Raw genomic sequence first — 24,118 nt, 5'->3', positions numbered from 1 at the left:
GCAAATCAGTGACACGTCTAAAAACCGCGCAGCTTTGTTATTATTCCGCAACTTTTGTCTTTGCCCGACCAGGTAGTCCTATGTCTGACCGCAGCGCTCGTTTCCAAGCACTTCAGAAAGCACTCAAAGAGCGCATCCTGATCCTCGATGGCGGCATGGGTACTATGATCCAAAGCTACCGTCTGGAGGAACACGACTATCGTGGCACGCGCTTCGCCGACTGGCCCAGCGACGTCAAGGGCAACAATGACCTGTTGCTGCTATCGCGCCCCGACGTCATCGCCGCAATCGAGAAAGCGTACCTGGATGCCGGTGCCGACATTCTGGAGACGAACACCTTCAACGCCACGCAGATCTCCCAGGCCGACTACGGCATGGAAGCGCTGGTGTATGAACTGAACGTCGAGGGCGCCCGCATTGCCCGCCAGGTGGCCGACGCCAAGACACTGGAAACCCCGGATCGCCCACGCTTCGTAGCCGGCGTGCTCGGCCCGACCAGCCGCACCTGCTCGATCTCCCCGGACGTCAACGATCCCGGCTACCGCAACGTCACGTTCGACGAACTGGTGACCAACTACATCGAGGCCACCCGTGGCCTGATCGAAGGCGGGGCCGACCTGATCCTGATCGAAACCATCTTCGACACTCTCAACGCCAAAGCGGCAATCTTCGCCGTGCAGCAGGTGTTCGAGGAAGACAATGTCGAATTGCCGATCATGATTTCCGGCACCATTACCGATGCCTCGGGCCGCACCCTGTCCGGGCAGACGACCGAAGCGTTCTGGAACTCGGTACGCCATGCCAAACCGATTTCGGTGGGCCTGAACTGCGCCCTGGGTGCCAAGGACCTGCGCCCGTACCTGGAAGAACTGTCGAGCAAGGCCGACACCCAGGTTTCTGCACACCCTAACGCCGGCCTGCCGAACGCGTTCGGCGAGTACGACGAAACCCCGGCGGAAATGGCCGCCGTCGTTGAAGAGTTCGCCGCCAGCGGCTTCCTGAACATTATCGGCGGCTGCTGTGGGACCACGCCTGCGCACATCCAGGCGATTGCCGAAGCAGTGGCCAAGTACCCACCACGGGCTATTCCAGACATCCCCAAGGCCTGCCGACTGTCGGGCCTGGAACCGTTCACCATCGACCGCAACTCGCTGTTCGTCAACGTCGGTGAGCGTACCAACATCACCGGTTCCGCCAAGTTCGCCCGGCTGATCCGCGAAGAAAACTACACCGAAGCCCTGGAAGTCGCCCTGCAGCAGGTCGAAGCCGGCGCCCAGGTCATCGACATCAACATGGACGAAGGGATGCTCGACTCCCAGGCGGCCATGGTCAAGTTCCTCAACCTGATTGCCGGCGAGCCAGACATCTCCCGCGTACCGATCATGATCGACTCCTCCAAGTGGGAGGTGATCGAAGCGGGCCTGAAGTGCATTCAGGGCAAGGGCATCGTCAACTCGATCTCGATGAAGGAAGGCGTCGACGCTTTCAAGCATCACGCCAAGTTGTGCAAGCGCTATGGCGCTGCCGTGGTGGTGATGGCCTTCGACGAAGTCGGCCAGGCCGATACCGCCGCGCGCAAACGTGAAATCTGCCAACGCAGCTACGACATTCTGGTCAATGAAGTGGGCTTCCCGCCGGAAGACATCATTTTCGACCCGAACATCTTCGCCGTGGCCACCGGCATCGAGGAACACAACAACTACGCCGTGGACTTCATCGAAGCCTGCGCCTACATCCGCGACCACCTGCCCCATGCACTGTCCTCGGGCGGTGTGTCCAACGTGTCGTTCTCTTTCCGGGGCAACAACCCGGTCCGTGAAGCGATCCACTCGGTGTTTCTCTACCATGCGATCCAGAACGGCCTGACCATGGGTATCGTCAACGCCGGTCAGTTGGAGATCTACGATGAGATCCCCCCTGCCCTTCGCGAACGGGTCGAGGACGTGGTACTCAACCGTACCCCCGAAGGCACCGACGCCCTGCTGGCCATCGCCGATGACTACAAGGGTGGCGGCGCCACCAAGGAAGTCGAAAGCGAGGAATGGCGTTCACTGCCCGTCGGCAAGCGCCTGGAGCACGCCCTGGTCAAAGGCATCACTGCGTTTATCGTCGAGGACACCGAGGAATGCCGCCAACAGTGCGCACGTCCGATCGAGGTCATCGAAGGCCCGCTGATGAGCGGCATGAACGTGGTGGGTGACCTGTTTGGCGCCGGCAAGATGTTCCTGCCGCAAGTGGTCAAGTCGGCACGGGTGATGAAGCAGGCGGTGGCCCACCTGATTCCGTTCATCGAAGCCGAGAAAGGCGACAAGCCGGAAGCCAAGGGCAAGATCCTCATGGCCACGGTAAAAGGCGACGTGCATGACATCGGCAAGAACATCGTCGGCGTGGTGCTGGGCTGTAATGGCTACGACATCGTCGACCTCGGCGTGATGGTGCCGGCCGAAAAAATCCTGCAAGTGGCCCGCGAGCAGAAGTGCGACATCATCGGCCTGTCCGGGCTGATCACGCCGTCACTGGACGAAATGGTGCATGTCGCCCGCGAGATGCAGCGTCAGGACTTCCACCTGCCGCTGATGATCGGCGGCGCGACCACCTCCAAGGCGCACACCGCGGTCAAGATCGAGCCCAAGTACAGCAACGACGCCGTCGTATACGTCACTGACGCCTCGCGTGCCGTCGGCGTCGCCACGCAGCTGCTGTCCAAGGAGCTGAAAGCCGGCTTCGTCGAGCGGACCCGCCAGGAGTACGTCGAAGTACGTGAACGTACCGCCAACCGCAGCGCCCGCACCGAGCGCTTGAGCTACGCTCAGGCCATCGCGGCCAAGGCATCGTTCGACTGGGCTGGCTATCAGCCGGTCGTGCCGACTTTCACCGGCGCCAAGGTACTGGAAAACATCGACCTGAACGTACTGGCCGAGTACATCGACTGGACGCCGTTCTTCATCTCCTGGGACCTGGCGGGCAAGTTCCCGCGCATCCTCACCGACGAAGTCGTCGGCGAAGCGGCCACGGCGCTGTACGAAGACGCCCAACAGATGCTGCGCAAGCTGATCGATGAAAAACTGATCAGCGCCCGGGCAGTGTTCGGCTTCTGGCCGGCCAACCAGGTCAACCACGACGACATCGAAGTCTATGGACAGGATGGCCAGCCACTGGCCCTGCTGCACCATCTGCGCCAGCAGACCATCAAGACCGACGGCAAGCCCAACTTCTCCCTGGCCGACTTCGTGGCACCGAAAGACAGCGGCGTGACCGACTATGTCGGTGGTTTCATCACCACCGCCGGCATTGGTGCCGAAGAAGTCGCCAAGGCCTATCAGGACAAAGGCGACGACTATAGCTCGATCATGGTCAAGGCACTCGCCGACCGCCTGGCCGAAGCCTGCGCCGAATGGCTGCACGAACAGGTGCGCAAGCAGTACTGGGGCTATGCCAAAGACGAGGAACTGAGTAACGAAGCGCTGATCAAGGAACAGTACCTGGGCATCCGTCCGGCCCCTGGCTACCCCGCCTGCCCGGACCACACTGAAAAAGGCACCCTGTTCCAACTGCTCGACGGTACCGAAATCGGCGAGCAAGGCCAGAGCGGCGTCACCCTGACCGAGCACTATGCAATGTTCCCGGCAGCAGCGGTCAGCGGCTGGTACTTCGCCCACCCACAGGCACAGTATTTCGCCGTGGGCAAGGTCGACAAGGATCAGGTGCAGAGCTATACGGCGCGCAAAGGCCAGGACCTGAGCGTCAGCGAGCGCTGGCTGGCACCCAACCTGGGGTACGACGCTTAAGCATCGGTCATCGGTATGGGCGGTTGCAGGGTCGACATTGTGTCGCGCCCCGCAGACGCTCCTTGAGGGGCTACACTGTGGACAGGCCTTCCGCCCACAGGAGCTGATCATGGACGACCCCGCCCAAGGCAAGCCACCGACCTTCTGGCAAATGCTGCAAAGCGTGCTGGCCGCCGCCTTCGGCGTGCAGAGCAACAAGAACCGCGCGCGCGATTTCACCCACGGCAAACCCAGTCACTTCATTGTCCTGGGTACGCTGTTCACCTTGCTGTTTATTCTGGTACTGCTGGGGTTGGTAAAACTGGCCCTGCACCTGACCGCCGCCTGAAACGCAAACCGCCCGCAGGTTCCATGCTGCAGGCGGTCTCATGCTACCCAGCGGGTGATGTCACTGATGACTGACCCAGTACACGGCTGTCACGACCACCAGGATGATCAGGCAGAGTGTCGCCCAAGCGTCGACATGACTGTCACTCTTAACCGACTTGGTTGAATTTCCCATTGCATCGCCTCTTGTAGTGGTTATGGGAATGCATGACACCTGTAGCAGTTAAGCCCAGCGATGCCCTTTGCTCAAGCCAGGTCTTTTGGCTGTTCGTCGGTTAGGGTCTGTATGAAAAGTCTTGAGACGAAGGTCAGGCAAGGCGAAAACAGCCGAGGAAGCGGAGTTTACGGGTTGTAAATGAGCATTCCGAGGCTGTTTTCAACGCAGCATCACCGAGTATCAAGGCTTTTCGTACAGAGCCTAGTAGTCCACCGGCGCCGTCAGGAATGGGTAGCGAAAACTGCGCGCCTTGCCTTCGGCGCTGAAACGATTGAAGTCCAGGCCATAGTCGGGCTCGTTGACCAGCTTCAGCCAGCGCCGGGCTCGAGCGGGATCAATGAGCTGAAGCACAGGCACCTGGTACCGATGCTGGCCATCGCGGCTGATCGGCAACCCGAGCGCATCGTCGTGCAACAACACCATGGCCCAGCCACCGAGTGTGAAATGCCCACCCATGAGTACGCTCAGGCGCCCGTCGATACGCGCCTGCAAGGCCTCTGGCGAGCTGTTGACGGCACTGAAGTAGACATCCTTGCCGGGTTTGCGCCCGGCTTCCTCGAACGCCTGCATCGCGCCAAAGGCCATTTCATCGTTAGCCGACCAGACCAGTTGGGTGTTCGGATAGCGATGCAGCAACTGACTGGCCTGCTCATACGCCCGTTCCCGACCCCAACCGCCATAGACCACTTGGCGAAGGTTCACCTCGGGGTGCTCGGCAAGCGCCCGACGCATGCCGCGCTCGCGCAGTTGCGAGGCCGGGGTGATTTTCATCCCGGAAAACGCCAGCAATTCGATTTGCTGGCCCTTCGCAGGCGCCGGCACCTGGGCAATCAATGCCGTGAGCATGCGATAGCCCGCCTCCTCGTCATTTGTGACCAGGGTCGCGATAGGTTGCGGGTATTTGTCCGGGCTGTCGGCAATGAGCCGCGTCTGGTCGGGCGTCAAACCGTTGTTGACCAGAAACAGCTTTACCCCGCTGCCACGGGACAGGCGAATGATCTCCGGCGCTATATATTGCTCATTGACCAGCACCAGGTAGTCAGGGCGCTGCGGCCCCTCCAGCACTTGCCGTGCCAGCGTCATGGCACGCGCCGGCTCACGTTCGCTGTATTCGACCCGCAACTGCATGCCAAGATCACTGGCAGCCGCTTGCATGAAGCGCGAGTAACTGAGCCAGAAAGTCTCATTGGAATACCCCGGGTTCAAAAAAACCACCGAGGGCACCTGAGCATTGGCTGCCAATGGCAGACTCAGCAACAGGCATCTAGCCAGAGCTTTCAGCATGGGGAACAGGCTCGCACAGAATAAAGCGGCGCAGTATAACGCCCCCAACCTGCCCGATGGCTAAACGCAACACAGTCTCACTTAGTCCAAATGGTTCTTTGCATATGCAAAAACTTCACTTTTGCGCATAAACACAAGCTGATATCTTTCCACAGCTCCGCTCCGGAGTGCGCGGCCGTGCGCGCGATTAGCTGCCTGCAGCCTGAAAACAGGACCCTTATGTACGTATACGACGAGTACGATCAGCGGATCATCGAGGACCGCGTCAAGCAGTTCCGTGATCAGACCCGACGCTACCTGGCCGGTGAGCTCAGTGAAGAAGAGTTTCGCCCCCTGCGCCTGCAGAATGGCCTCTATATCCAACGTTTTGCCCCCATGCTGCGGGTCGCGGTGCCCTATGGCCAGCTGACGTCGCGTCAGACGCGGATGCTGGCGAAGATCGCGCGCGACTACGACAAGGGCTATGCCCACATCAGCACCCGGCAGAACGTCCAGTACAACTGGCCGGCACTGGAAGACATTCCGGAGATTCTGGCCGAACTGGCTACCGTGCAGATGCACGCGATCCAGACCAGCGGCAACTGCCTGCGCAACGTCACCACCGACCAGTTTGCCGGTGTGGCCGCCGATGAATTGATCGACCCGCGCCCATGGTGCGAGATCGTTCGCCAGTGGACCACCTTCCACCCTGAATTCGCCTACCTGCCGCGCAAGTTCAAGATCGCCATCAACGGTTCGGTCAACGACCGCGCCGCTATCGAAGTTCATGACATTGGCCTGGAACCGGTGCGTAACGCAGCCGGCGATCTGGGTTTCCGTGTACTGGTCGGTGGCGGCCTGGGCCGTACCCCGGTGGTGGGTGCATTTATCAACGAGTTCCTGCCGTGGCAGGACCTGCTCAGCTACCTGGATGCCATCCTGCGGGTTTACAACCGCTACGGCCGACGCGACAACAAGTACAAGGCGCGGATCAAGATCCTCGTCAAGGCGCTCACTCCAGAAGTGTTCGCCGAGAAGGTCGATGCCGAAATGGCTCACCTGCGTGGCGGCAGCACCACGCTGACCGAAGCCGAATTGCACCGCGTCGCCAAGCACTTCGTTGACCCTGAGTACAAGGCGCTGGAAAACCTCGACCACGAGCTGGCCGAACTGGAGCAGCAACACCCAGGTTTCGCCCGCTGGCGTGCGCGCAACACCCGTGCGCACAAACGCTCAGGCTACGTGGCTGTCACCCTGTCGCTGAAACCGACTGGCGTGGCCCCAGGCGACCTGACCGACAAGCAACTGGACGCCGTTGCCGACCTGGCCGAGCGCTACAGCTTCGGTCAACTGCGCACCTCCCACGAGCAGAACATCATTCTGGCCGACGTCGAGCAACGCCAATTGCACGCACTGTGGCTTGAGCTGCGCGAAAATGGCTTCGCCACCCCGAACATCGGCCTGCTGACCGACATCATCTGCTGCCCGGGCGGCGACTTCTGCTCCCTGGCCAACGCCAAGTCGATCCCGATTGCCGAGTCCATCCAGCGCCGCTTCGATGACCTGGACTACCTGTTCGACATCGGCGAGCTGGACCTGAACATCTCCGGTTGCATGAACGCCTGCGGTCACCACCACGTGGGCCACATCGGTATTCTCGGTGTGGACAAGAAAGGCGAAGAGTTCTACCAGGTTTCCCTCGGTGGCAGCGCCAGCCGCGATGCCAGCCTGGGCAAAATCCTCGGCCCTTCGTTCGCCCAGGATGCCATGCCGGATGTGATCGAAAAGCTGATCGACGTGTACGTAGAACAACGTACCGAAGACGAGCGCTTCATCGACACCTATCAACGTATTGGCATTGACCCCTTCAAGGAGCGCGTCTATGCAGCGAATCATTAAGAACAACCAGGTCGTCGACGAAACCTGGCACCTGCTGCCCAAGGACGTCACCTTGGACGAGCTGAGCAACTGCGACGACTACATCGTACCGCTGCAGCTGTGGCGCGATCACGCCCATGCCCTCAAGGCCCGCGATGGCGGCCTGGGCGTGTGGCTGGACAGCGACGAAGAAGCCGAGGAAATCGGTGAAGATGCTGACCAGTTCCAGGTCATCGCCTTGAACTTCCCGGCATTCACCGATGGCCGCAGCTACTCCAACGCACGTTTGCTGCGTGACCGGTACCAGTTCAAGGGCGAGCTGCGCGCAATCGGCGATGTGCTGCGCGACCAGCTGTTCTACATGGCCCGCTGTGGTTTCGATGCCTTCGCGGTACGTGCCGACAAGGACCCGTACGAAGCCCTGGAAAGCCTCAAGGACTTCTCGGTGACCTATCAGGCCGCCACCGACCAGCCGCTGCCGCTGTTCCGCCGCCGCTGATAGCGAAAGCCCGCAGATGCGGGCAACGCTGAGTCACACCAAAACACCCTGCAAGGCCTACGCCTTCGCAGGGTGTTTTTTTTCAGGCCACCCGCGCTTCAGGACACTTGCGCTTGAGTTGTACGCAAACGCTGCAGCAGGCGCGGGCCAAACACATTGATCAACAAACCGCCCATGACCAGCAATGCGCCCCAGCACTGCACATCGCTCAATCGCTCATCCAGCAGCAGCGCCGAGGAACTGAGCCCCACCACCGGTACCAGCAACGAAAATGGCGCGACCTTGCCCGCCGGGTGACGCGACAGTAACCGGCTCCACAGGCTGTAGCCGATCATAGTGGCGACAAAGGCCAGGTATGCAAGCGAGAGGATCGAGCTCAGGCCGATACCCCGCAGCGAAGCTTCAATCAGCGCCGGCCCTTCCAGCCACCAGGACAACGCAAAAAACGGCAGCGGTGGAATCAAGCCGCCCCAGATGACCAATGCAACCAGGTCCACATTGCCGAAGCGTCGAGTGATGATGTTACCTATCGCCCAACTGGCGGCAGCACACAACGTCAGGATCAGGGCGAAAACCGGGACACTGGTACCATTTTCACTGCCAATCAACACCAGCCCACCCGCCGACACCAGCAGCCCCAGCACGCTGGCCACACGCAGGCGCTCGCCAAGAAAAATGGCGGCGAAAAACAGGGTGAAGAAGGCCTGCGACTGCAACACCAAGGACGCCAGCCCCGGTGGCATGCCGTTACCCATGGCCTCGAACAGGAAGGCAAACTGGCCCAGCGAAATCGTGGCGCCGTAGGCAATCAGCCAACGCCAGGGAAGCGCGGGACGCTTGATAAACAGAATCGCCGGAAACGCCACCAGCAAAAAGCGCAGCCCGCCCAGCAGCATGGGTGGTAGCCCATCGAGGCCCACCTTGATCACCACGAAATTGACACCCCAGGCGATGATCACCACCAACGCCAACAGCAGATCCTTGACTGGCATCCTTCCCTCGCACGCCTTGTAATATGTCGAAACAGCATAGCCTTATGCGCGGGCCCGTCATACCCGCAACTGCCACCCGATAGTCTGTTTGCGTCATCGCTGCAGCTATTCACAACCACGCAGGAAAAAGGCCCGATCGTTGCCGAGTCGGGCCCTGTTCAGCACGTTACCGCACTTACCAGAGCGGCAGGCTGTAGCTGAGGATCAGGCGGTTTTCGTCGATGTCGCTGGCAAAGCTGGAGCGGTAGGTTGCATTTCGCCATTTGATACCGACGTTCTTCAGTGGACCACTTTGAACGACATAGCCGATATCGGTGTTACGTTCCCATTCCTTGCCCTCGCCGCCTGCCGCGCCAAGCTCGATCTGATCACCTTTGACGTAGCGGGTCATGAAGGTCAGGCCGGGAATACCCCAGGCCGCGAAGTTGTAATCGTAACGGGCTTGCATGGAGCGCTCGTCCTGATTGGCGAAGTCGTTGATCTGCACCAGGTTGACCAGGTAAGGGTCGGCACCCTGAACGTTGGCAAAGCCGGTATCACCGTTCATTTTCTGGTAGCTGAGACCAAAAGCATGAGCCCCCAGGGTGTAAGTGAACATGCCACTGAGCAAGGTGTTGTCGACGTTGCTGCGGCCATCATCGCTGGCATCGGCAAAACGCAGGTCAGACTTCAAGGATTGCCCTTCGGCGATGGGCAATACATGCACCAACGTCAGGAAATGCTGCTTGTACAGGTCTTCCAACTGCGCGTAGTGGTAACCCGTGCTCAGCGTCTTGCTCCAGGCGTAGGTACCACCGACGAAATCGAACTTGTCCGATGTCGCCTTGCCGGTGGTGACGATATTGCGCCGAGGGCCCTTCATCAGGGTCATGTCTTCACGGTTGGTCGAGTCGCGCTGGTTCACCTGAGTCAGGCGCCCGGCGTCGAAGGTCAGGCCACTGAGGTCCATGGAGTTCAGCCAACCACCCTCGAAGGTCTGCGGTAGCAGGCGCGAGTTGTTCGGCGTCAGCACCGGCAGCATGGGGATCAGGGTGCCGACCTTGAGGGTGGATTTCGATACCCGGACCTTGGCGGCCAGCCCCAGCTCGCTGTAGTCGTCAGGTGCCCGCTTCGACTGGGCGCCGCGCGGCAGCAAGCCGGTTGCGCCAGCACGGTCGGGGCTTGAGTCGAGCTTGACCCCGAGCAGGCCCAAGGCGTCGACACCAAAGCCTACGGTGCCCTCGGTGAATCCGGACTCATAGCGCATGATGAAACCCTGCGCCCATTCCTCACCCTTGTTCTGCGGCGCCGCGTGCTGGCGGAAGTCGCGGTTCATGTAGAAGTTGCGCATCTCCACACTGGCTTTACTGTCCTCCAGAAACGCAGCGGACGCCGGTGAGCAAACGCCAATGGCCCCGGCAAGGCCAGGTAACAACAGAATGCGGGTAGAACGAATTGCGCTCATAGGTCTCTCTTCTTATTAGCGTGCTGATGCACCCGTACCAAGCCCAGACCAGCGTCTGTGCGGTATTCCCCCAGCGTTGCCTGCAACGCTGCCCTTAGAAATTGCGCCGTGCGAGTTTCAGCACCCAGCCGACGATGCCGACCCGGAACAACAGCACGCAGATGACGAAGATCAAACCGAGGATCACATGCACCCACTCACCCAAAGGCCCATTGGACAGGTAGCTCTGCAGGGTGACCACGATGCCGGCGCCGACCAGTGGGCCAAACACCGTGCCGACGCCACCGAGCAGGGTCATCAGGATCACCTCGCCGGACATGTGCCAGTGCGCGTCGGTCAACGAGGCCAGCTGGAACACCACGGTCTTGGTCGAACCGGCCAGGCCGGTCAACGCTGCGGAAATCACAAAGGCCAGCAGCTTGTGCGCCTCGACGTTGTAGCCCAGCGAGATCGCCCGTGGTTCGTTCTCGCGGATGGCCTTGAGCACCTGGCCGTAAGGTGAATGGATCGTGCGCTGGATCACGGCGAAGCCGAACACGAATACGGCCAGGACGAAGTAGTACAGGGTCAGGTTGTTGTTCAGGTCGAAGACCCCGAACAACTGCCCACGGGGCACGCCCTGCAGACCGTTCTCACCACCAGTGAACGGCGCCTGGACAAAGATGAAGAACACCAACTGCGCCAAGGCCAGGGTGATCATCGCGAAGTAAATACCCTGGCGCCGGATCGCCAGCAGGCCAAACACCAGCCCGAGCGCGGTGGACGCCAGGGTTCCGGCAAGAATGCCCAACTCGGTTCCCAGGCCGCTGTACGCACTCAGCACGTAACCCGTGACGTAGCCGCCCGAGGCGAGAAACGCCGCGTGGCCGAACGACAACAGCCCGGCATAGCCCAGCAGCAGGTTGAACGCACAGGCAAACAGCGCAAAACACAGCAGTTTCATCAGGAACACCGGGTACACCGCCAGTGGTGCGAGCAGCGCTACGCCCAACAGCGCCAGGTAGAACCAGCGCTTGCGCCGTGCCGCCGCCTGACGACGCTCCTGTACGACATTCGGTTGCAGGACGCCAGCGCCCTGCTTGATCTCCAGACTCGTCATCGTCACACCTCTTTCCCGAACAGTCCCGCAGGACGAACCAGCAACACGAGTACCATCACCAGGAACACCACGGTATTGGCCGCCTCTGGATAGAACACCTTGGTCAGCCCTTCGATCAGGCCCATGGCCAGGCCGGTGACAATCGCGCCCATGATCGAACCCATGCCGCCGATCACCACCACGGCGAACACCACGATCAACAGGTTGGCGCCCATGGTCGGCGTCACCGAGTAGATCGGTGCAGCCAATACGCCGGCGAAGGCCGCCAAGGCAGCACCGAAGCCATAGGTCAGGGTGATCAGCAGCGGCATGTTGATGCCGAACGCCTGCATCAATTTCGGGTTTTCGGTACCCGCACGCAGGTAGGAACCCAGGCGCGTGCGCTCGATCATGAACCAGGTCGCCAGGCACACCACCAAGGCCGCTACCACCACCCAGGCGCGGTAGATGGGCAGAAACATGAAGCCCAGGTTGACGCCGCCCTTGAGTTGCTCAGGCATGGGGTAGGAGGAACCGGATACACCGAACAGTTTGACGAAGGTGCCTTCAACGATCAGCGCCAGGCCAAAGGTCAGCAACAGCCCGTAGAGGTGGTCTTCACCGGCGATGCGCCGCAACAGGCCGCGCTCGATGAGCATGCCCAGCGCGCCGACGAGTAACGGTGCCAGCACCAGGGCGACCCAGTAGTTCACACCCAGGTAATTGAGCCCAAGCACGGCCGCGAACGCACCGAGCATGTATTGGGCGCCATGGGCGAAGTTGATGATCCGCAGCAAGCCGAAGATGATCGCCAGGCCCAGGCTGAGCAAGGCATAGAACGTCCCGTTGATCAGCCCGAGCAGCAGTTGACCGAGCAGTACGCTCAGGGGAATGCCGAATACGATAGTCATGAATTACCATCCGCTGGAAGTCCGTGACACCCGGCTGCAAGCAACCGGGCGCGTAGCCTGATTCAGTTGCCGGTCAGCTTTTCGGCAGCAGTTTGCAGGTGCTTTCGGACATCGGCCGGTAGGCCTCATCGCCAGGAATGGTGCTGACGATCTTGTACAGGTCCCACTCCCCCTTCGACTCGGCCGGGGTTTTCACCTGCGCCAGGTACATGTCGTGAACCATGCGGCCGTCAGCGCGGATCTTGCCATTCTTGGCGAACATGTCATTGACCGGGGTGGCCATCATTTGGGTTCGTACCGCCTGCGCCTCGTCACTGCCGGTGGCCTTGATTGCGTTCAGGTAGTTCGTGGTTGCCGAGTAGATGCCCGCCGGAACCATGCCCGGCATCTTGCCGAAGCGTTTGTAGTAGCGCTGGGCCCAGGCACGGCTTTCATCATTCATGTCCCAGTACCAGCCCGTGGTCAGCATCAACCCTTGGGTAACGTCCAGGCCCATGGCATGGATGTCGTTGAGGAACACCACCATACCCGCCAGCTTCTGCCCGGACTGGGCAACACCGAACTGGCTTGCGGTCATCAGCGAGTTGACCGTGTCGGCACCGGCGTTGGCGAAGGCAATCACATCCGCACCAGACCCTTGGGCCTGGAGGATGTAGGAGGAGAAATCACTGCTGGGGAACGGATGGCGAACCGTGCCAACCACCTTGCCACCGTCGCTCTGGACGACCTTGGTGATGTCCTTCTCCATCGCATGACCGAAGGCATAGTCGGCGGTCAGGATGAACCAGTTCTTGCCCCCGGAAGCGAGTACCGACTTGGCCGTGCCATTGGCCAGGGCGTAGGAGTCATAGGTCCAGTGGATGTGGTTGGGCGAGCAATATTCGTTGGTCAGGCTTGAGGCGGCCGCACCGGAGATCAGCGCCAGTTTGCCGGACTGTTCCACCACCTTGCTTGCCGCCAGCACGACCGAGGACGCCACCATCCCGGTGACCATGTCGACATTGCGCTCATCGACCCACTGACGCACGGTGTTGGCACCGACATCCGGCTTGTTAAGGTCGTCGGCGCTGAAGACCACGATTTTCTTGCCATTGACCTGACCGCCGAAATCTTCGACCGCCATGTTCAGCGCCTCCAGGCCGCCCGGGCCGGAAAGGTCACGGTAAGTACCGGACATGTCGGCCAGGTAACCAATGCGAATTTCATCGTCGCTGATCTGGGCCTGGGCAGCACCGGCGATCAGGCCGGAGGCGAGCATGGCGCAAGCAGTCTTTTGGAAAACCTTCATGTAGTTCACCCACTTTCCACAGTTATTGTTGTTGTAAAGGGCAAAGCGACCCCCGCCCGGCATGACTGACGCCACGCCGACGTAAACAGCACAGGGGTTAAACGGCGCTCAGACGCCGAGACAGCGGTTCAGCAGTTCCTGTTTCGCATCCAGCTCGGCAGCACTGATTTCCTCGACAATCTGGCCGTGATCCATCAGGTAATGACGATCGGCCAGCGGCGCCGCAAAACGGAAGTTCTGCTCCACCAGTACGATGGTCAGGCCCTTCTGCTTGAGCTTGATCAACACCTCGGCCAGCTTCTGCACGATGACAGGGGCCAGGCCTTCGGTGATCTCATCGAGTAGCAGCAGATTGGCCCCGGTGCGCAGGATGCGCGCCATCGCCAGCATCTGTTGCTCGCCACCCGACAGGCGTGTGCCCTGGCTGAAACGGCGCTCATAAAGGTTGGGGAACATCGCGTAGATGTCGTCCAGGCTCATGCCATCGCTGCGCACCATTGGCGGCAGCAGCAGGTTTTCCTCGACGTTGAGGCTGGCAAAGATACCGCGCTCTTCAGGGCAATAACCGACCCCCAGACGCGGGATCAGGTGAGCGGCGATGCCGATGGTTTCGTTGCCATTGACCATGATCGAGCCGGTGCGGCGGCCGACCATGTTCATGATCGCGCGCAAGGTCGTCGAGCGCCCCGCGCCGTTGCGCCCCAACAAGGTGACCAGTTCACCCCGCCGTACCTGCATGTCGATGCCGTGCAGGATATGCGACTCGCCATAGAAGGCATGCAGGTCGCTGATACGCAGTTGCTCGAAATCCGGAACGTTCAGGCTGCTCATGCGTGGGCCTCCTCGAGGCAGACTGCTTCACTGCCCAGGTAGGCTTCACGCACCTGCGGATTTGCCGAAACACTGGCGTAGTCACCTTCAGCGAGGATCGAACCACGCGCCAGTACCGTAATGCGGTCGCACAACTGGCTGACCACATTGAGGTTGTGCTCCACCATCAGTACGGTGCGCCCTACTGCCGCGCGACGCACCAGGCCAATGACCATTTCAACGTCCTCGTGGCCCATGCCCTGGGTCGGCTCGTCGAGCAACAGCACGGTCGGGTCCAGCGCCAGCGTGGTCGCCAGCTCCAACGCGCGCTTGCGCCCATAGGACAACTCGATGGTCAAGGTATCGGCATAGGAGAGCAGGTCGACGTCATCCAGCATCTGCAACGCACGCTCATTGAGGGCGTCGAGGCTGCGTTCGGACTTCCAGAAATGAAACGAGTTGCGCAACTTGCGCTGCAGCGCTACCCGCACGTTTTCCACCACACTCATGTGGCCGAACACCGCCGATATCTGGAAAGAACGCACCAGACCAAGACGGGCGATTTCGTTGGGTTGCATGCCGGTGATCGGCTTGCCAAGGTAGTGGATCTCGCCACGGGTGGGCGTGAGGAACTTGGTAAGGAGGTTGAATACGGTGGTTTTGCCGGCCCCGTTAGGCCCGATCAGCGCGTGGATGTGTCCCTTCTGTACACGTAGATCTACCGAGTCGACCGCGGTGAAACCGCGAAATTCCTTGGTCAAGCCACGTGTTTCCAACACGAACTCTGGTGACATGTGTAGCCCTCTAACCTTGATTATTTTTATTGGTTATGGCGCTGCGGGTGTTCTTCCCTTTACGTAAACGCAAACACTAGACGAAGATTACCTTTACGTAAACGGTAATAACATGAAGAGCAGGAAGAAATTTTAACAGTGGCGAAATGTGACAAAAAATGTCGGGAAATGACGGGCAAAATCGGGATAAAACACTTTGCCCGTGCTGAAACGATACTTGGCTGTGATCTACGCCGTAGTTGGTTTTTCGCAGACGCGCAAACGACCTAGCTCGTTTTGCCAGACCAGCTGAACACGCCTGCCAGCGAGCCCCCTACTCCGACACCGAAGCCACCTGCCAAATGGCGGTTTTCCAGGACGTATTTCTTCAAGCTCAGTTGATCCGCGTCATCCAGGCATAGCCCCGGGTTCTTGGCCAGCGCCACTTTCACAGCGCCGTACGTATCCCCAGCCAACACCACCTGCGTCGCCTTGCTCAAGCCCGGATTCCCGGCCAGGTTGAGCCGTACGCTCTGCAGCGGGTCTTTGGCCAGTAGCAACTGCACACCGTGCGCCAGCTTCGGATGCAGCGAAAGCATGATCTTCAGTGCCGCATCGGCATTCTTCAGCAACAGCTGCTGCTCGGCCTCGGTCAGTTCAGGGCGTTTGGCAAAGGCTTGCTTGATACTGCTGTCGCCATGTTCAAGCAGTTGCCGTTCTGCGCCACTCGCCAACGAAGGGTTGAGAATCAACGCCGCCACGACCGAGGTATCCTTGTCCTTGAGCAGCTGCAACTGCATGACTTCAGGCAGGGCCGGGTTGCTCGCCAGCCCTCGACGCACCTCAACCTCCGGGTCGCTCGCCAACAACTGCAGCAGCATCGGGCCTTTCACGCGACCGGCCAATTTGGCCCGCAGCTCCCTGGCAACCTGCCCGTCCTTGACCTGACGCACCAGCAAATCTTCTGGCGCGTTATCGTTCAGGCAGGCCAACGCGAGTAGTTCAACATCGTAGAGCGGGCTGTTCTGTGCAATGTTGATACGCATCGTCAACAGCCGCTCAGGGCAGCGTGGGTTCTCGTAAACCGCCTTCACCACACTGCGTTGCGAATCACCCGCCAGCTTCTCCAGTTGATCGTCCGGGCAATCGGGGTTGCTTGCCACTTCTTCACGTTTCACCTGATTGGGGTCTGCGGCCATCCTGATCATCTGTGCCACACTCAAGCCTTGATACTCGGACGCCGGGCGCAACTTGAGCTTCTCGAACAGCTCTTCATACTTACCAACCTGCTCGCGCAAGGTTTCCCGCAAAGGAATGGTGGACTGGATAGCCTCGGCCAAATGCGTTTGCGTCAGCGGGCTGCCAGCAATGAAGGCATTGGCCAGGGCTTCGTTGACCGCGTTCTCGATATCCGCACCACAGTAGTCACGGCACTGCTGGACAAGCTCAGGCAAGTCCAAGCCGTCCACCGGCTGGCGGGCCTTGCGCAGGTGAATCTTCAGAATATGTTCGCGCTCCACCGCGTTGGGGAAGCCGACGTAGAAAATCTCGTCGAAACGGCCTTTGCGCAACAACTCAGGTGGCAGTGCGCTGATGTCATTGGCGGTGGCAATGACGAACACCGCTCCAGTCTTCTCCTGCATCCAGGTCAGGAAGTAGCCCAGCAGCCGCGCAGTGACTTCCGAGGCATTGCCGCCGCCCATGCCGACAAAGGCCTTCTCCAGCTCATCGACCCAAAGAATGCACGGGCTGACCATCTCCGCCATGTTCAAGGCGCGACGCATGTTGTGCTCGCTTTCACCGACGTATTTCCCCAGCAGCGAGCCGATATCCAGGCGCAGCAGGGGCAATTGGAACAGGCTGGCAGCGACCCTGGCGGTCAGCGATTTACCGCAACCGGGCATGCCTGCAATCAGTACCCCTTTCGGTGCCTTGACCCCTTGCCGGGTGGCTTTGTCCAACTGCGACACAATGGCCGCACGTTGTGCCAGCCAGTGTTTGAGCTTCTCCAGCCCGCCGATGTCGTCCGGCGCTTCATCGACGCGAACCAACGCCAGTACACCGCTTTTGGCGATGATCTGTTCCTTCTCATGGAGCATGGTTTTCAACCCCTGCTCAGTCAGCACCGGCGTCTGCAGGCTGACTATCCGCAACAACCGGCCGATCTCGCTGGCGGTCAACCCGCTCAGTCCGGACACCGCCAGGTCAACCAGATCGCCTGGCAGGGTCAGTTGCCCACTGGCATCGGCCTGCGCCAGCAGCGCTTGAATGTCCTCGCGATCCGGCAGTGGAAGCGGCAACAAGGTGACTTGAGACTCGATCGAAGCAGGGATGCACACCGACTCGGACACCAGGATGACCGAACAACCAATGGCATGGCCACGCTCGATTCGGTTGAGCAATTGTTTGAGGCGGGCAATCGCCAGGCGGTTGTTCTCCAGCGCAAGCCGCGCCCCCTTGATCAGAATCAGCGTCTGCTCCAGGTCTGCATCCAGCAACTGAAGCAGCGCATGCTCCAGCTCGGTAGTGCCAGAGTCCGGGTTGCTCAGCGGCTGTTTGTTCGTGAAGTCGACCCAGCCATGGCCCAGGTTCCACTCATGGATACGTTTGAGCCCGAGCCGCTCTTGAAGCGCGATCAGCAACTGATCGACACGGGCTTCTTCGGCGGAGTGGATGAAAATGGCGGGGGCACCGGCGCGCAACTGCGCTTCCAGTTGCGCCGAAAATACCGGTTTGTTCGTCATCGACATCACCTCAGTTGAACAACCCACCGACGAAATTCTTCACGCCATCGGCAAACGCCGACACCGCCTCCCTGATCCCCTCGCTGACTTTCCTGACGACCTTGCTGGCCACTTCGACAATCTTCCGGCCGCCCTTTTCAATGAGTGCGCCCACCGCCTTACCACCAAGACGCCCGGCAATACCGCCCAACATGCCACCCACGGCCACGCCCTGAGGGCCAAACGCTGCGCCTAGCGACATGCCCCACTGCGTGCCGAGCTCTGCGCCTTTTTCTTCGGCCATCTGCGCCAATGATCGCGCGGCCACCAGCGTGGTCTGTTCGATGGCATTAATGGCACTGTCGGCAAGGATGTCACCCTGCCCCAACTTGTACAGCGCCTTGGCCTGCTCAAGACCGGTATAGGTCGTTGCAGCAATCACCTCGACCGGCGTTTCAGCGGGCAGGCCCAGCCAACCGCGCTTGGCGGCCACCAGCACCCCGCCCGAAACGGCAACCTGTGCGCCGACGTGCTGGGCCGACTTCAGCGAGCTGTCGAAAAATGCCTGCAGGGCCTCGCTGGCCGGTGCGTTTTCCTCACCCCGCATCCAGTTCCAGGCCCGCTGGCCGAGAATGCGTGCACCGTGGCAGGAGGCATTCAGCGCCGCATTGAGCAGCGCCTGATTGTTGATCTCCTTACTGACCGCCAGCCGGGCGTTGTCGTCCCAGATACTTGGGCGCAGCACTTCACTGGGCAGCGTGGTCTGGCGGATGTCCGGCTGCATCCCCGGCAACAGCGCAGCATTGGCCGACTGCAGCATCCCCTGCACCTGAGCGGCGTAGTCCGGCAGGTTAAGGTCGGGGTTACGCTGGGCGTCCTGCTCCAACTCCCTGGCCAGCCAGTTGGTCGCGCTTTTGCCCATGTCCAGGTGCTGCTGCAGCGAGGCCTTGTGCTGGTTTGTGCGGGTTACCGAATCAATGAGCACCTGCGCGACACGTTCAGCCTCAGCCTTGTTCGCCCACAGGTCTGGCTGCTGGTTGAACTCGTGCACCAGCCACTGCGCCAGCGGCATCTCATGACGGTGCTGATCATAGGAGCGGATGAACCGGCAGATCACCTCGATAGCCTTGGGTGCACTGCTCACGTCCGCGAATGCCGCATCGCTCAGAACATCCGCCTGCTGTTCGTAAACAGCATCGTCTTGAGGAGAATTTGCACAAACATTAGGCATGACGGGGCCTTGTGGCTGGCTCATGGCAGCGTGTCCTGAGGGTTTTTAAACGTGCGGGTATGGGAAAGGGGCCGTGGCAAGCAGGCATCACGGCCAGCGATCAGTCGAGGTTACGCTCCCAACTTTCTTGATCTTCGCGATCAAGTTCATCCCACTCGGCGTCGTCGTCTTCGCTGTCGTCGTCATCGGCGTGGTCGAACAGCGGGTTGGCTTCAGCCTCTACCGCATCGAAGTCTTCATCGAACTCATGATCGAGCAGGTGATCGTGCTCGGGTTCGTGAATATCAATCTCGTCGTTCATGAAGGGTTCCTGCATTGAGCCAATACATCCAAGGCGCCTGTATAGGCGTGCTTGGCGTAATCGTCAATGGTTCGCTTCAGGAACCCCCGCGCTCAGGGTTTGATCTTCTTCAATTCGTTCAGCAAGCCCATCAGTTGGTCGAGTTTCTCTTCACCGAACTGACGCTGGATCTCCTGGTAGTTACGCTCCATCTGCTCGCTCATTTCCAGGAAGCACTGATGGCCCTGCACGGTCAGGCTGATGAAGATACGCCGCTGGTCTTCCGTGGATTTGCGCCGTGACACTAGGCCATCGCGCTCCAGGCGCTTGAGCACACCACTCATGCTTGGCTTGAGAATGCACGCCAGGTGCGCGAGTTGATGGCTTTCAAGCTCGCCCTGCTGACGCAGGATACGGATGACCCGCCATTGCTGCTCGGTCAGGTCTTGGGCGTTCAGCGCAGGGCGGAAAAAGGACATGGTCGCTTCACGTGCCTGAAGCAACGTGAGGGTCAGGGAAGGTCTGGGAATAGCCATGATTGAGTTAAACAATGAATGAGGTGGCAGTTTAAGGGTGCCCCGAAGTGGCAGCAAGGGCACCTACGAAAAATAAACATGTTAACAAAATACAAATTGTTACCCACTAGAACCTTGGCGACCTCCAGGGGCACTCCCCGGCTGGAACTGGCCTGCCAACCCCGAACACGCCTCGCCACGCCCCAGATAGATCAGCAGGAACGCACCAAGGCTGGCAACACCGGCAGCCGCTATGGCCAGGCACATCGGCAATGGCGTGCCATTGGCGAAGTAGCTGACCAGCGCACTGAAACCGGCGCCACAGGCAAACTGCCCAGACACCGCCAAACCAGCGGCGGCGCCAGCCTGCTGAGGGTACAGGGCCAATAGACGCGCCACGCTGTTGGCACCCAACAGCCCGGTAACGCTTACATACACGAGGATGCACGTGGCCATTGCCGCCAGGCCGGCCACCCCGGTGAAGCCGACCACAGCCAAGGCCACCCCCGAAAGCGCCGCCAACACCGCGCCTACGCCCAGCATCGGTAGCGTTCCCACCCGAGTGACCAGCCGTGCGTTGACGAAGGTCATGACGATGATTCCAGCGATGTTCATCCCGAACAGCCAGGCGTAGTCGCTTGGCGAAACGCCAAAATATTCCACATAGACGAACGGTGAGGCGGTGATGAAGGCAAACATCCCGCCAAAGGAAAACCCCATGCACAGCATGCAGCCCAAGGCCCGACGTTGCGTGCCAATGTGCCAGTAGGCGGCAAACGCAGCGCCCACTGAACGGCCACGGCGGCTGGCCGGGTGGGTTTCCGGGATCCAGCGCAGCGACGCCAACAGGCACAGCACCGAGAACAGCAGCAATGCGCCGAATATACTGCGCCAACCACTCAGGCTCAGCAGCGCACTGCCCGCCAGCGGTGCCGCCAGGGTGGCGATCATGGTCACCAGGTGCATCAACGACAGCGCTCGCGCCGCCTGATTCAGCGGATACAGGTCCCTGACAATGGCCCTGGCCAGCACCGACGCTGCGGCACCACCCAACGCCTGAAAGAAACGCCAGGCGATCAACTGCTCAACACTGGATGCGGCCATGCAGCCGACACTGGCCAGCAGGTACAGCGCCAGGCCGGCCAGCAGAATCGGGCGGCGACCAAAGCGGTCTGAAAGCGGCCCGTAAAACAACATGCCGACGCACAGGCCGAGCAGAAAAACGCCGATGGTCATTTGCACCTGCGTCTGGCTGGCCGCCAGGCTATTGGCGATCTCCGGCAAGCTGGGCAGGTAGGTATCGATCGACAACGGGGCAAAGGCAACGAGCGCAGCCAGCAGCACAAGCAAGCGATCGGGACGGGCAACAGTAGTCATGGGCACACAGACACCGACGAACAGGGACGAGAACGTTAGCATATTAACTATGCAACTGAAGAGCCCTACCGCCTACCCGTCATGAAAAGTGCAATACATCACCCGGAAAAGCCATTTCCGCGCAGCCCTGCAGGCGCCACCATCGGCCAATAAAAAAGGCAGAGGCGCCATGCACTCCCTATCGCAAGCCCACCTGACGCTGCCGGTACTCGCCTGGCGTGATTTGCGCGTAACGCTGAAAAAACCGGCTGAAGTACGCCGGATCCTTGAAGCCCAGCTGATAGCAGATCTCGTTGGCCGAACTGCCGGTAAACAACAGCAGCCGCTTCGCCTCCTGCATGACCCGCTCCAGCACCAAACGCTTGGACGGCAAGTCAGCGATGCGTCGGCATACGTCATTGAGCCGCGCCTCGGTCACGCCGATGGCCGAAGCATAGGCCGACAGCGCCCAGTGCTCGCGGTAGTGGCGCTCGATCAACTCATTGAAGCGGTGGAAGATCTGCAAGTCTTCGTGCCGAGCCGGTGTTGCCTCAAGCGAATTGGCGCACAGCCGCAACAGGCTGATCATGATCAAGCGCGTCAGGCTCGACAGTGCCGAAGCGTGGCCAGGCAACGACTGACTGTTTTCTTCGCGCAATGTCTCGAACAGGAACTCCAGGCGACGCGCCTCTTCCTGGTACGCCCCCGAGAGCCGACCGAGGGCCACGCAGGCAGCCGGCAAACGCGGCCCCGGGATCAAGCCGGGCTCTGCCTCCATCAGTTGCCAGACCAGTTGCTGGCGCACGGTCAGGACATGGCCGTCGGCATCGGCTTCGGTGACAAACGAGTGCGGGATGGTCGGCGGCGTGAGGAAGAACATCGGCCCCGCCTCCACGTACTGCTGGTCATCCAGATAAACCCGCACCGTACCGCTCTTGACGTAGTGCACCTGAACAAAGCGGTCGTGCCGGTGCACCGGCATGTTGCGGCCGAAAAAGCCGGCGAGATTACCCAGCTTGTCGTAATGCACTTCGCTATCGCTGTAGCGCTGGTCGTACACCTTGCCGATGTTGATGTTTGGAATCGGATGGCGATCTTTCATCGCGGGCTACTCATGCTGTTCTTGGTCGCCACGCTGGACCTGTTCGCAAGTCACGCGGCGTTTGCCCATCGTACCACTGCCACGGTAAAGGCCGACGCGATGGCAAATACCTTGACGGTCGTTAACATATTAATTATAACGATAACACATTAACAAATAGACGCAGGGCAGCCCATGTCCTGCCCCTGCCAGGAGAAAAGCATGAGCCGTGCCCTGCATGACGTTGCGACCGGCACCTTGTTCGGCGTTGCACTGAACTATCAGGGGCTGCTGAATCAGCACCTCGCCGCCTTTAACGAGCCGCCCTACAAGCAACCGCCGGTCAAACCGGTGTTGTTCATCAAGACCCCCAACACCCGTAACCAGCATGACCATGCAGTGGTTTACCCCCAAGGCATCGAGCACCTGCAACCAGGCCCCGCGCTGGGCGTGGTCATTGGCAAGGACGCCAGCCGCGTCAGTGTCGAAGATGCGCTGGACTATGTGGCCGGCTACACCATCGTCAACGAATTCAGCCTTCCGGAAGACAGCTACTACCGCCCTGCCGTGAAAGCCAAATGCCGTGATGGTTTCTGCTCGTTCGGCCCGGAGCTGGTGCCGACCTCGCAGGTTGCCAACCCTCAGACGCTCGATATCAAGCTCTGGGTCAACGGTGAACTGCGCCAGTCCAACAGCACCGCCAACTGTGTCCGCTCGGTGGCGCAGCTGATTGCCGAACTCAGCGAGTTCATGACCCTGCATGAAGGTGACCTGCTGATCACCGGCACCCCTGAAGGCCGTGTCGATGTACTGCCTGGCGACCGCGTCGAAGTCGAAATCAGCGGCCTGGGCCGCCTCGTTAACCACATCGTGGCCGAGTAAGAGGAGCCCTCATGAAACACGCCCGTATCCGCTTTGAAGACGAGGTTCACCTCGCCACGGTCGACGCCGACAACGTCCTGCACCTGGCCGATGGTCGCCGTATCAACGAAGACCAGGTCGAGTGGCTGCCACCGGCCACCGGCAGCATGTTCGCCCTGGGCCTGAACTATGCCGACCACGCCGCCGAGCTGGCTTTCGCACCGCCGACCGAGCCACTGGCCTTCATCAAGTCGCCCGGCACCTATACCGGCCATAAACAGACCACCTGGCGCCCGGACAACGTCGCCTACATGCACTACGAGTGCGAACTGGTGGCGGTGATCGGCAAACCGGCACGCAACGTCAAGCGCGAAGACGCCCTGGCGTACCTGGCCGGCTACACCGTGTGCAACGACTACGCGATCCGCGACTACCTCGAGAACTACTACCGCCCCAACCTGCGGGTGAAGAACCGTGACGCCACCACCCCGGTCGGCCCATGGATCGTCGATGTGGCGGACGTACCAGACCCAAGCAACCTGACACTGCGCACCTGGATCAACGGCGAGTTGAAACAGGAAGGCAGCACCCGGGACATGATTTTCGACATCCCCTACCTGATCGAATACTTCTCCAGCTTCATGACCCTGCAGCCGGGCGACATGATCGCCACCGGCACACCTGAAGGCCTGGCCGATGTCGTGCCAGGCGATGAGGTGGTAGTTGAAGTCGAGGGCGTCGGTCGCCTGGTCAACCGCATTGTCAGTGAAACTGACTTCTTCAAGAACAAAAAGGCTTGAACA

At 60.3% G+C, this 24,118-nt stretch carries 20 protein-coding genes; 6 read left to right on the top strand and 14 right to left on the bottom strand.

All coding sequences use genetic code 11. From position 1 onward, the window contains the following. The first annotated feature begins 80 nt into the window (after nt 1–80). Together metH and CS390_RS11535 are read left to right on the top strand one after the other, a co-directional pair. Nucleotides 81–3,788 carry a methionine synthase gene (gene metH / locus CS390_RS11540; protein ID WP_099774496.1) on the top strand — a complete coding sequence of 1,236 codons (3,708 nt, stop codon included), beginning with the start codon at nt 81–83 and terminating at the stop codon, nt 3,786–3,788. A 109-nt stretch (nt 3,789–3,897) separates the two neighbouring features. After that, nucleotides 3,898–4,116 carry a DUF2970 domain-containing protein gene (locus tag CS390_RS11535; protein WP_065757851.1) on the top strand — a complete coding sequence of 73 codons (219 nt, stop codon included), beginning with the start codon at nt 3,898–3,900 and terminating at the stop codon, nt 4,114–4,116. 417 nt (nt 4,117–4,533) lie between these two features. Here the strand turns inward: CS390_RS11535 and CS390_RS11530 are convergent, their stop codons facing one another. Continuing rightward, nucleotides 4,534–5,616, bottom strand: a complete 1,083-nt coding sequence (locus CS390_RS11530; protein ID WP_065757850.1) for an ABC transporter substrate-binding protein — start codon at nt 5,614–5,616, stop codon at nt 4,534–4,536. 219 nt (nt 5,617–5,835) lie between these two features. On the opposite strand from CS390_RS11530, the gene CS390_RS11525 reads away from it, so the two are divergent. Then, nucleotides 5,836–7,494 (top strand): nitrite/sulfite reductase, encoded by a 1,659-nt coding sequence (locus CS390_RS11525; RefSeq protein ID WP_099774494.1) that lies wholly within the window; start codon nt 5,836–5,838, stop codon nt 7,492–7,494. Beyond that, nucleotides 7,478–7,972 (top strand): DUF934 domain-containing protein, encoded by a 495-nt coding sequence (locus CS390_RS11520; RefSeq protein WP_065757848.1) that lies wholly within the window; start codon nt 7,478–7,480, stop codon nt 7,970–7,972. Before CS390_RS11525 ends, CS390_RS11520 begins: the two co-directional genes overlap by 17 nt. Nucleotides 7,973–8,070: 98 nt before the next feature. Here the strand turns inward: CS390_RS11520 and CS390_RS11515 are convergent, their stop codons facing one another. From CS390_RS11515 to hpaA, 13 genes are all read right to left on the bottom strand, one after another. Continuing rightward, nucleotides 8,071–8,964 carry an EamA family transporter gene (locus CS390_RS11515; protein ID WP_065757847.1) on the bottom strand — a complete coding sequence of 298 codons (894 nt, stop codon included), beginning with the start codon at nt 8,962–8,964 and terminating at the stop codon, nt 8,071–8,073. 175 nt (nt 8,965–9,139) lie between these two features. Continuing rightward, nucleotides 9,140–10,408, bottom strand: coding sequence for an OprD family porin (locus tag CS390_RS11510; RefSeq protein WP_065757846.1), 1,269 nt, complete (start codon nt 10,406–10,408; stop codon nt 9,140–9,142). 94 nt (nt 10,409–10,502) lie between these two features. Next, nucleotides 10,503–11,507, bottom strand: a complete 1,005-nt coding sequence (locus tag CS390_RS11505) for a branched-chain amino acid ABC transporter permease (protein WP_065757845.1) — start codon at nt 11,505–11,507, stop codon at nt 10,503–10,505. A gap of 2 nt (nt 11,508–11,509) precedes the next feature. Continuing rightward, nucleotides 11,510–12,397 (bottom strand): branched-chain amino acid ABC transporter permease, encoded by an 888-nt coding sequence (locus CS390_RS11500; protein ID WP_065757844.1) that lies wholly within the window; start codon nt 12,395–12,397, stop codon nt 11,510–11,512. A gap of 73 nt (nt 12,398–12,470) precedes the next feature. Then, on the bottom strand, nt 12,471–13,685 hold the full coding sequence (locus CS390_RS11495) for an ABC transporter substrate-binding protein (RefSeq protein ID WP_099776653.1): 1,215 nt from the start codon (nt 13,683–13,685) through the stop codon (nt 12,471–12,473). 108 nt (nt 13,686–13,793) lie between these two features. Next, nucleotides 13,794–14,516 carry an ABC transporter ATP-binding protein gene (locus CS390_RS11490; RefSeq protein ID WP_065757843.1) on the bottom strand — a complete coding sequence of 241 codons (723 nt, stop codon included), beginning with the start codon at nt 14,514–14,516 and terminating at the stop codon, nt 13,794–13,796. Further along, the gene (locus CS390_RS11485) at nt 14,513–15,289 is read right to left on the bottom strand and encodes an ABC transporter ATP-binding protein (RefSeq protein ID WP_099774492.1); all 777 of its coding nucleotides are present in this window, start codon (nt 15,287–15,289) and stop codon (nt 14,513–14,515) included. The genes CS390_RS11490 and CS390_RS11485 overlap by 4 nt, the downstream gene beginning before the upstream one ends. 266 nt (nt 15,290–15,555) lie before the next feature. Beyond that, entirely contained in the window at nt 15,556–18,012 is a 2,457-nt protein-coding gene (locus tag CS390_RS11480; RefSeq protein WP_099774490.1) for an AAA family ATPase, read from the bottom strand. A 10-nt stretch (nt 18,013–18,022) separates the two neighbouring features. After that, nucleotides 18,023–19,246: a DUF1269 domain-containing protein gene (locus tag CS390_RS11475; RefSeq protein WP_256587606.1), complete on the bottom strand. Its 1,224-nt coding sequence runs from the start codon at nt 19,244–19,246 to the stop codon at nt 18,023–18,025. A gap of 76 nt (nt 19,247–19,322) precedes the next feature. Further along, nucleotides 19,323–19,523 carry a hypothetical protein gene (locus CS390_RS11470; RefSeq protein ID WP_099774488.1) on the bottom strand — a complete coding sequence of 67 codons (201 nt, stop codon included), beginning with the start codon at nt 19,521–19,523 and terminating at the stop codon, nt 19,323–19,325. A gap of 92 nt (nt 19,524–19,615) precedes the next feature. Next, nucleotides 19,616–20,038 (bottom strand): homoprotocatechuate degradation operon regulator HpaR, encoded by a 423-nt coding sequence (gene hpaR, locus CS390_RS11465; RefSeq protein WP_083199727.1) that lies wholly within the window; start codon nt 20,036–20,038, stop codon nt 19,616–19,618. A 99-nt stretch (nt 20,039–20,137) separates the two neighbouring features. Continuing rightward, nucleotides 20,138–21,394 carry a Bcr/CflA family multidrug efflux MFS transporter gene (locus tag CS390_RS11460; protein WP_099774486.1) on the bottom strand — a complete coding sequence of 419 codons (1,257 nt, stop codon included), beginning with the start codon at nt 21,392–21,394 and terminating at the stop codon, nt 20,138–20,140. Between the two features lie 178 nt (nt 21,395–21,572). Next, the gene (gene hpaA / locus CS390_RS11455; protein ID WP_099774484.1) at nt 21,573–22,475 is read right to left on the bottom strand and encodes a 4-hydroxyphenylacetate catabolism regulatory protein HpaA; all 903 of its coding nucleotides are present in this window, start codon (nt 22,473–22,475) and stop codon (nt 21,573–21,575) included. Between the two features lie 201 nt (nt 22,476–22,676). Between hpaA and CS390_RS11450 the strand changes: the two genes are divergently transcribed. After that, a complete protein-coding gene (locus CS390_RS11450) occupies nt 22,677–23,336 on the top strand; it encodes a fumarylacetoacetate hydrolase family protein (protein WP_099774482.1) in 660 nt (219 codons plus the stop codon). 11 nt (nt 23,337–23,347) lie between these two features. Beyond that, nucleotides 23,348–24,115: a fumarylacetoacetate hydrolase family protein gene (locus CS390_RS11445; protein ID WP_099774480.1), complete on the top strand. Its 768-nt coding sequence runs from the start codon at nt 23,348–23,350 to the stop codon at nt 24,113–24,115. Nucleotides 24,116–24,118: the final 3 nt, after the last annotated feature.

Source organism: Pseudomonas sp. HLS-6 (assembly GCF_002753995.1).
In the GTDB taxonomy this organism is placed as follows: domain Bacteria; phylum Pseudomonadota; class Gammaproteobacteria; order Pseudomonadales; family Pseudomonadaceae; genus Aquipseudomonas; species Aquipseudomonas defluvii.
Note: the sequence above shows the minus strand (reverse complement) of the source record. Positions and strands in the feature narration are given on the sequence as shown.

Excerpts from the sequence above, each read along its gene's own strand:
- CS390_RS11505 (WP_065757845.1), bottom strand. The coding sequence starts at position 11,507 with ATGACGAGTCTGGAGATCAAGCAGGGCGCTGGCGTCCTGCAACCGAAT.
- CS390_RS11510 (WP_065757846.1), bottom strand. The coding sequence starts at position 10,408 with ATGAGCGCAATTCGTTCTACCCGCATTCTGTTGTTACCTGGCCTTGCC.
- CS390_RS11470 (WP_099774488.1), bottom strand. The coding sequence starts at position 19,523 with ATGAACGACGAGATTGATATTCACGAACCCGAGCACGATCACCTGCTC.
- CS390_RS11480 (WP_099774490.1), bottom strand. The coding sequence starts at position 18,012 with ATGACGAACAAACCGGTATTTTCGGCGCAACTGGAAGCGCAGTTGCGC.
- metH (WP_099774496.1), top strand. The coding sequence starts at position 81 with ATGTCTGACCGCAGCGCTCGTTTCCAAGCACTTCAGAAAGCACTCAAA.
- CS390_RS11500 (WP_065757844.1), bottom strand. The coding sequence starts at position 12,397 with ATGACTATCGTATTCGGCATTCCCCTGAGCGTACTGCTCGGTCAACTG.
- CS390_RS11450 (WP_099774482.1), top strand. The coding sequence starts at position 22,677 with ATGAGCCGTGCCCTGCATGACGTTGCGACCGGCACCTTGTTCGGCGTT.
- CS390_RS11515 (WP_065757847.1), bottom strand. The coding sequence starts at position 8,964 with ATGCCAGTCAAGGATCTGCTGTTGGCGTTGGTGGTGATCATCGCCTGG.
- CS390_RS11475 (WP_256587606.1), bottom strand. The coding sequence starts at position 19,246 with ATGAGCCAGCCACAAGGCCCCGTCATGCCTAATGTTTGTGCAAATTCT.
- CS390_RS11490 (WP_065757843.1), bottom strand. The coding sequence starts at position 14,516 with ATGAGCAGCCTGAACGTTCCGGATTTCGAGCAACTGCGTATCAGCGAC.
- CS390_RS11495 (WP_099776653.1), bottom strand. The coding sequence starts at position 13,685 with ATGAAGGTTTTCCAAAAGACTGCTTGCGCCATGCTCGCCTCCGGCCTG.
- hpaR (WP_083199727.1), bottom strand. The coding sequence starts at position 20,038 with ATGGCTATTCCCAGACCTTCCCTGACCCTCACGTTGCTTCAGGCACGT.
- CS390_RS11535 (WP_065757851.1), top strand. The coding sequence starts at position 3,898 with ATGGACGACCCCGCCCAAGGCAAGCCACCGACCTTCTGGCAAATGCTG.
- CS390_RS11525 (WP_099774494.1), top strand. The coding sequence starts at position 5,836 with ATGTACGTATACGACGAGTACGATCAGCGGATCATCGAGGACCGCGTC.
- CS390_RS11520 (WP_065757848.1), top strand. The coding sequence starts at position 7,478 with ATGCAGCGAATCATTAAGAACAACCAGGTCGTCGACGAAACCTGGCAC.
- CS390_RS11445 (WP_099774480.1), top strand. The coding sequence starts at position 23,348 with ATGAAACACGCCCGTATCCGCTTTGAAGACGAGGTTCACCTCGCCACG.
- hpaA (WP_099774484.1), bottom strand. The coding sequence starts at position 22,475 with ATGAAAGATCGCCATCCGATTCCAAACATCAACATCGGCAAGGTGTAC.
- CS390_RS11485 (WP_099774492.1), bottom strand. The coding sequence starts at position 15,289 with ATGTCACCAGAGTTCGTGTTGGAAACACGTGGCTTGACCAAGGAATTT.
- CS390_RS11530 (WP_065757850.1), bottom strand. The coding sequence starts at position 5,616 with ATGCTGAAAGCTCTGGCTAGATGCCTGTTGCTGAGTCTGCCATTGGCA.
- CS390_RS11460 (WP_099774486.1), bottom strand. The coding sequence starts at position 21,394 with ATGACTACTGTTGCCCGTCCCGATCGCTTGCTTGTGCTGCTGGCTGCG.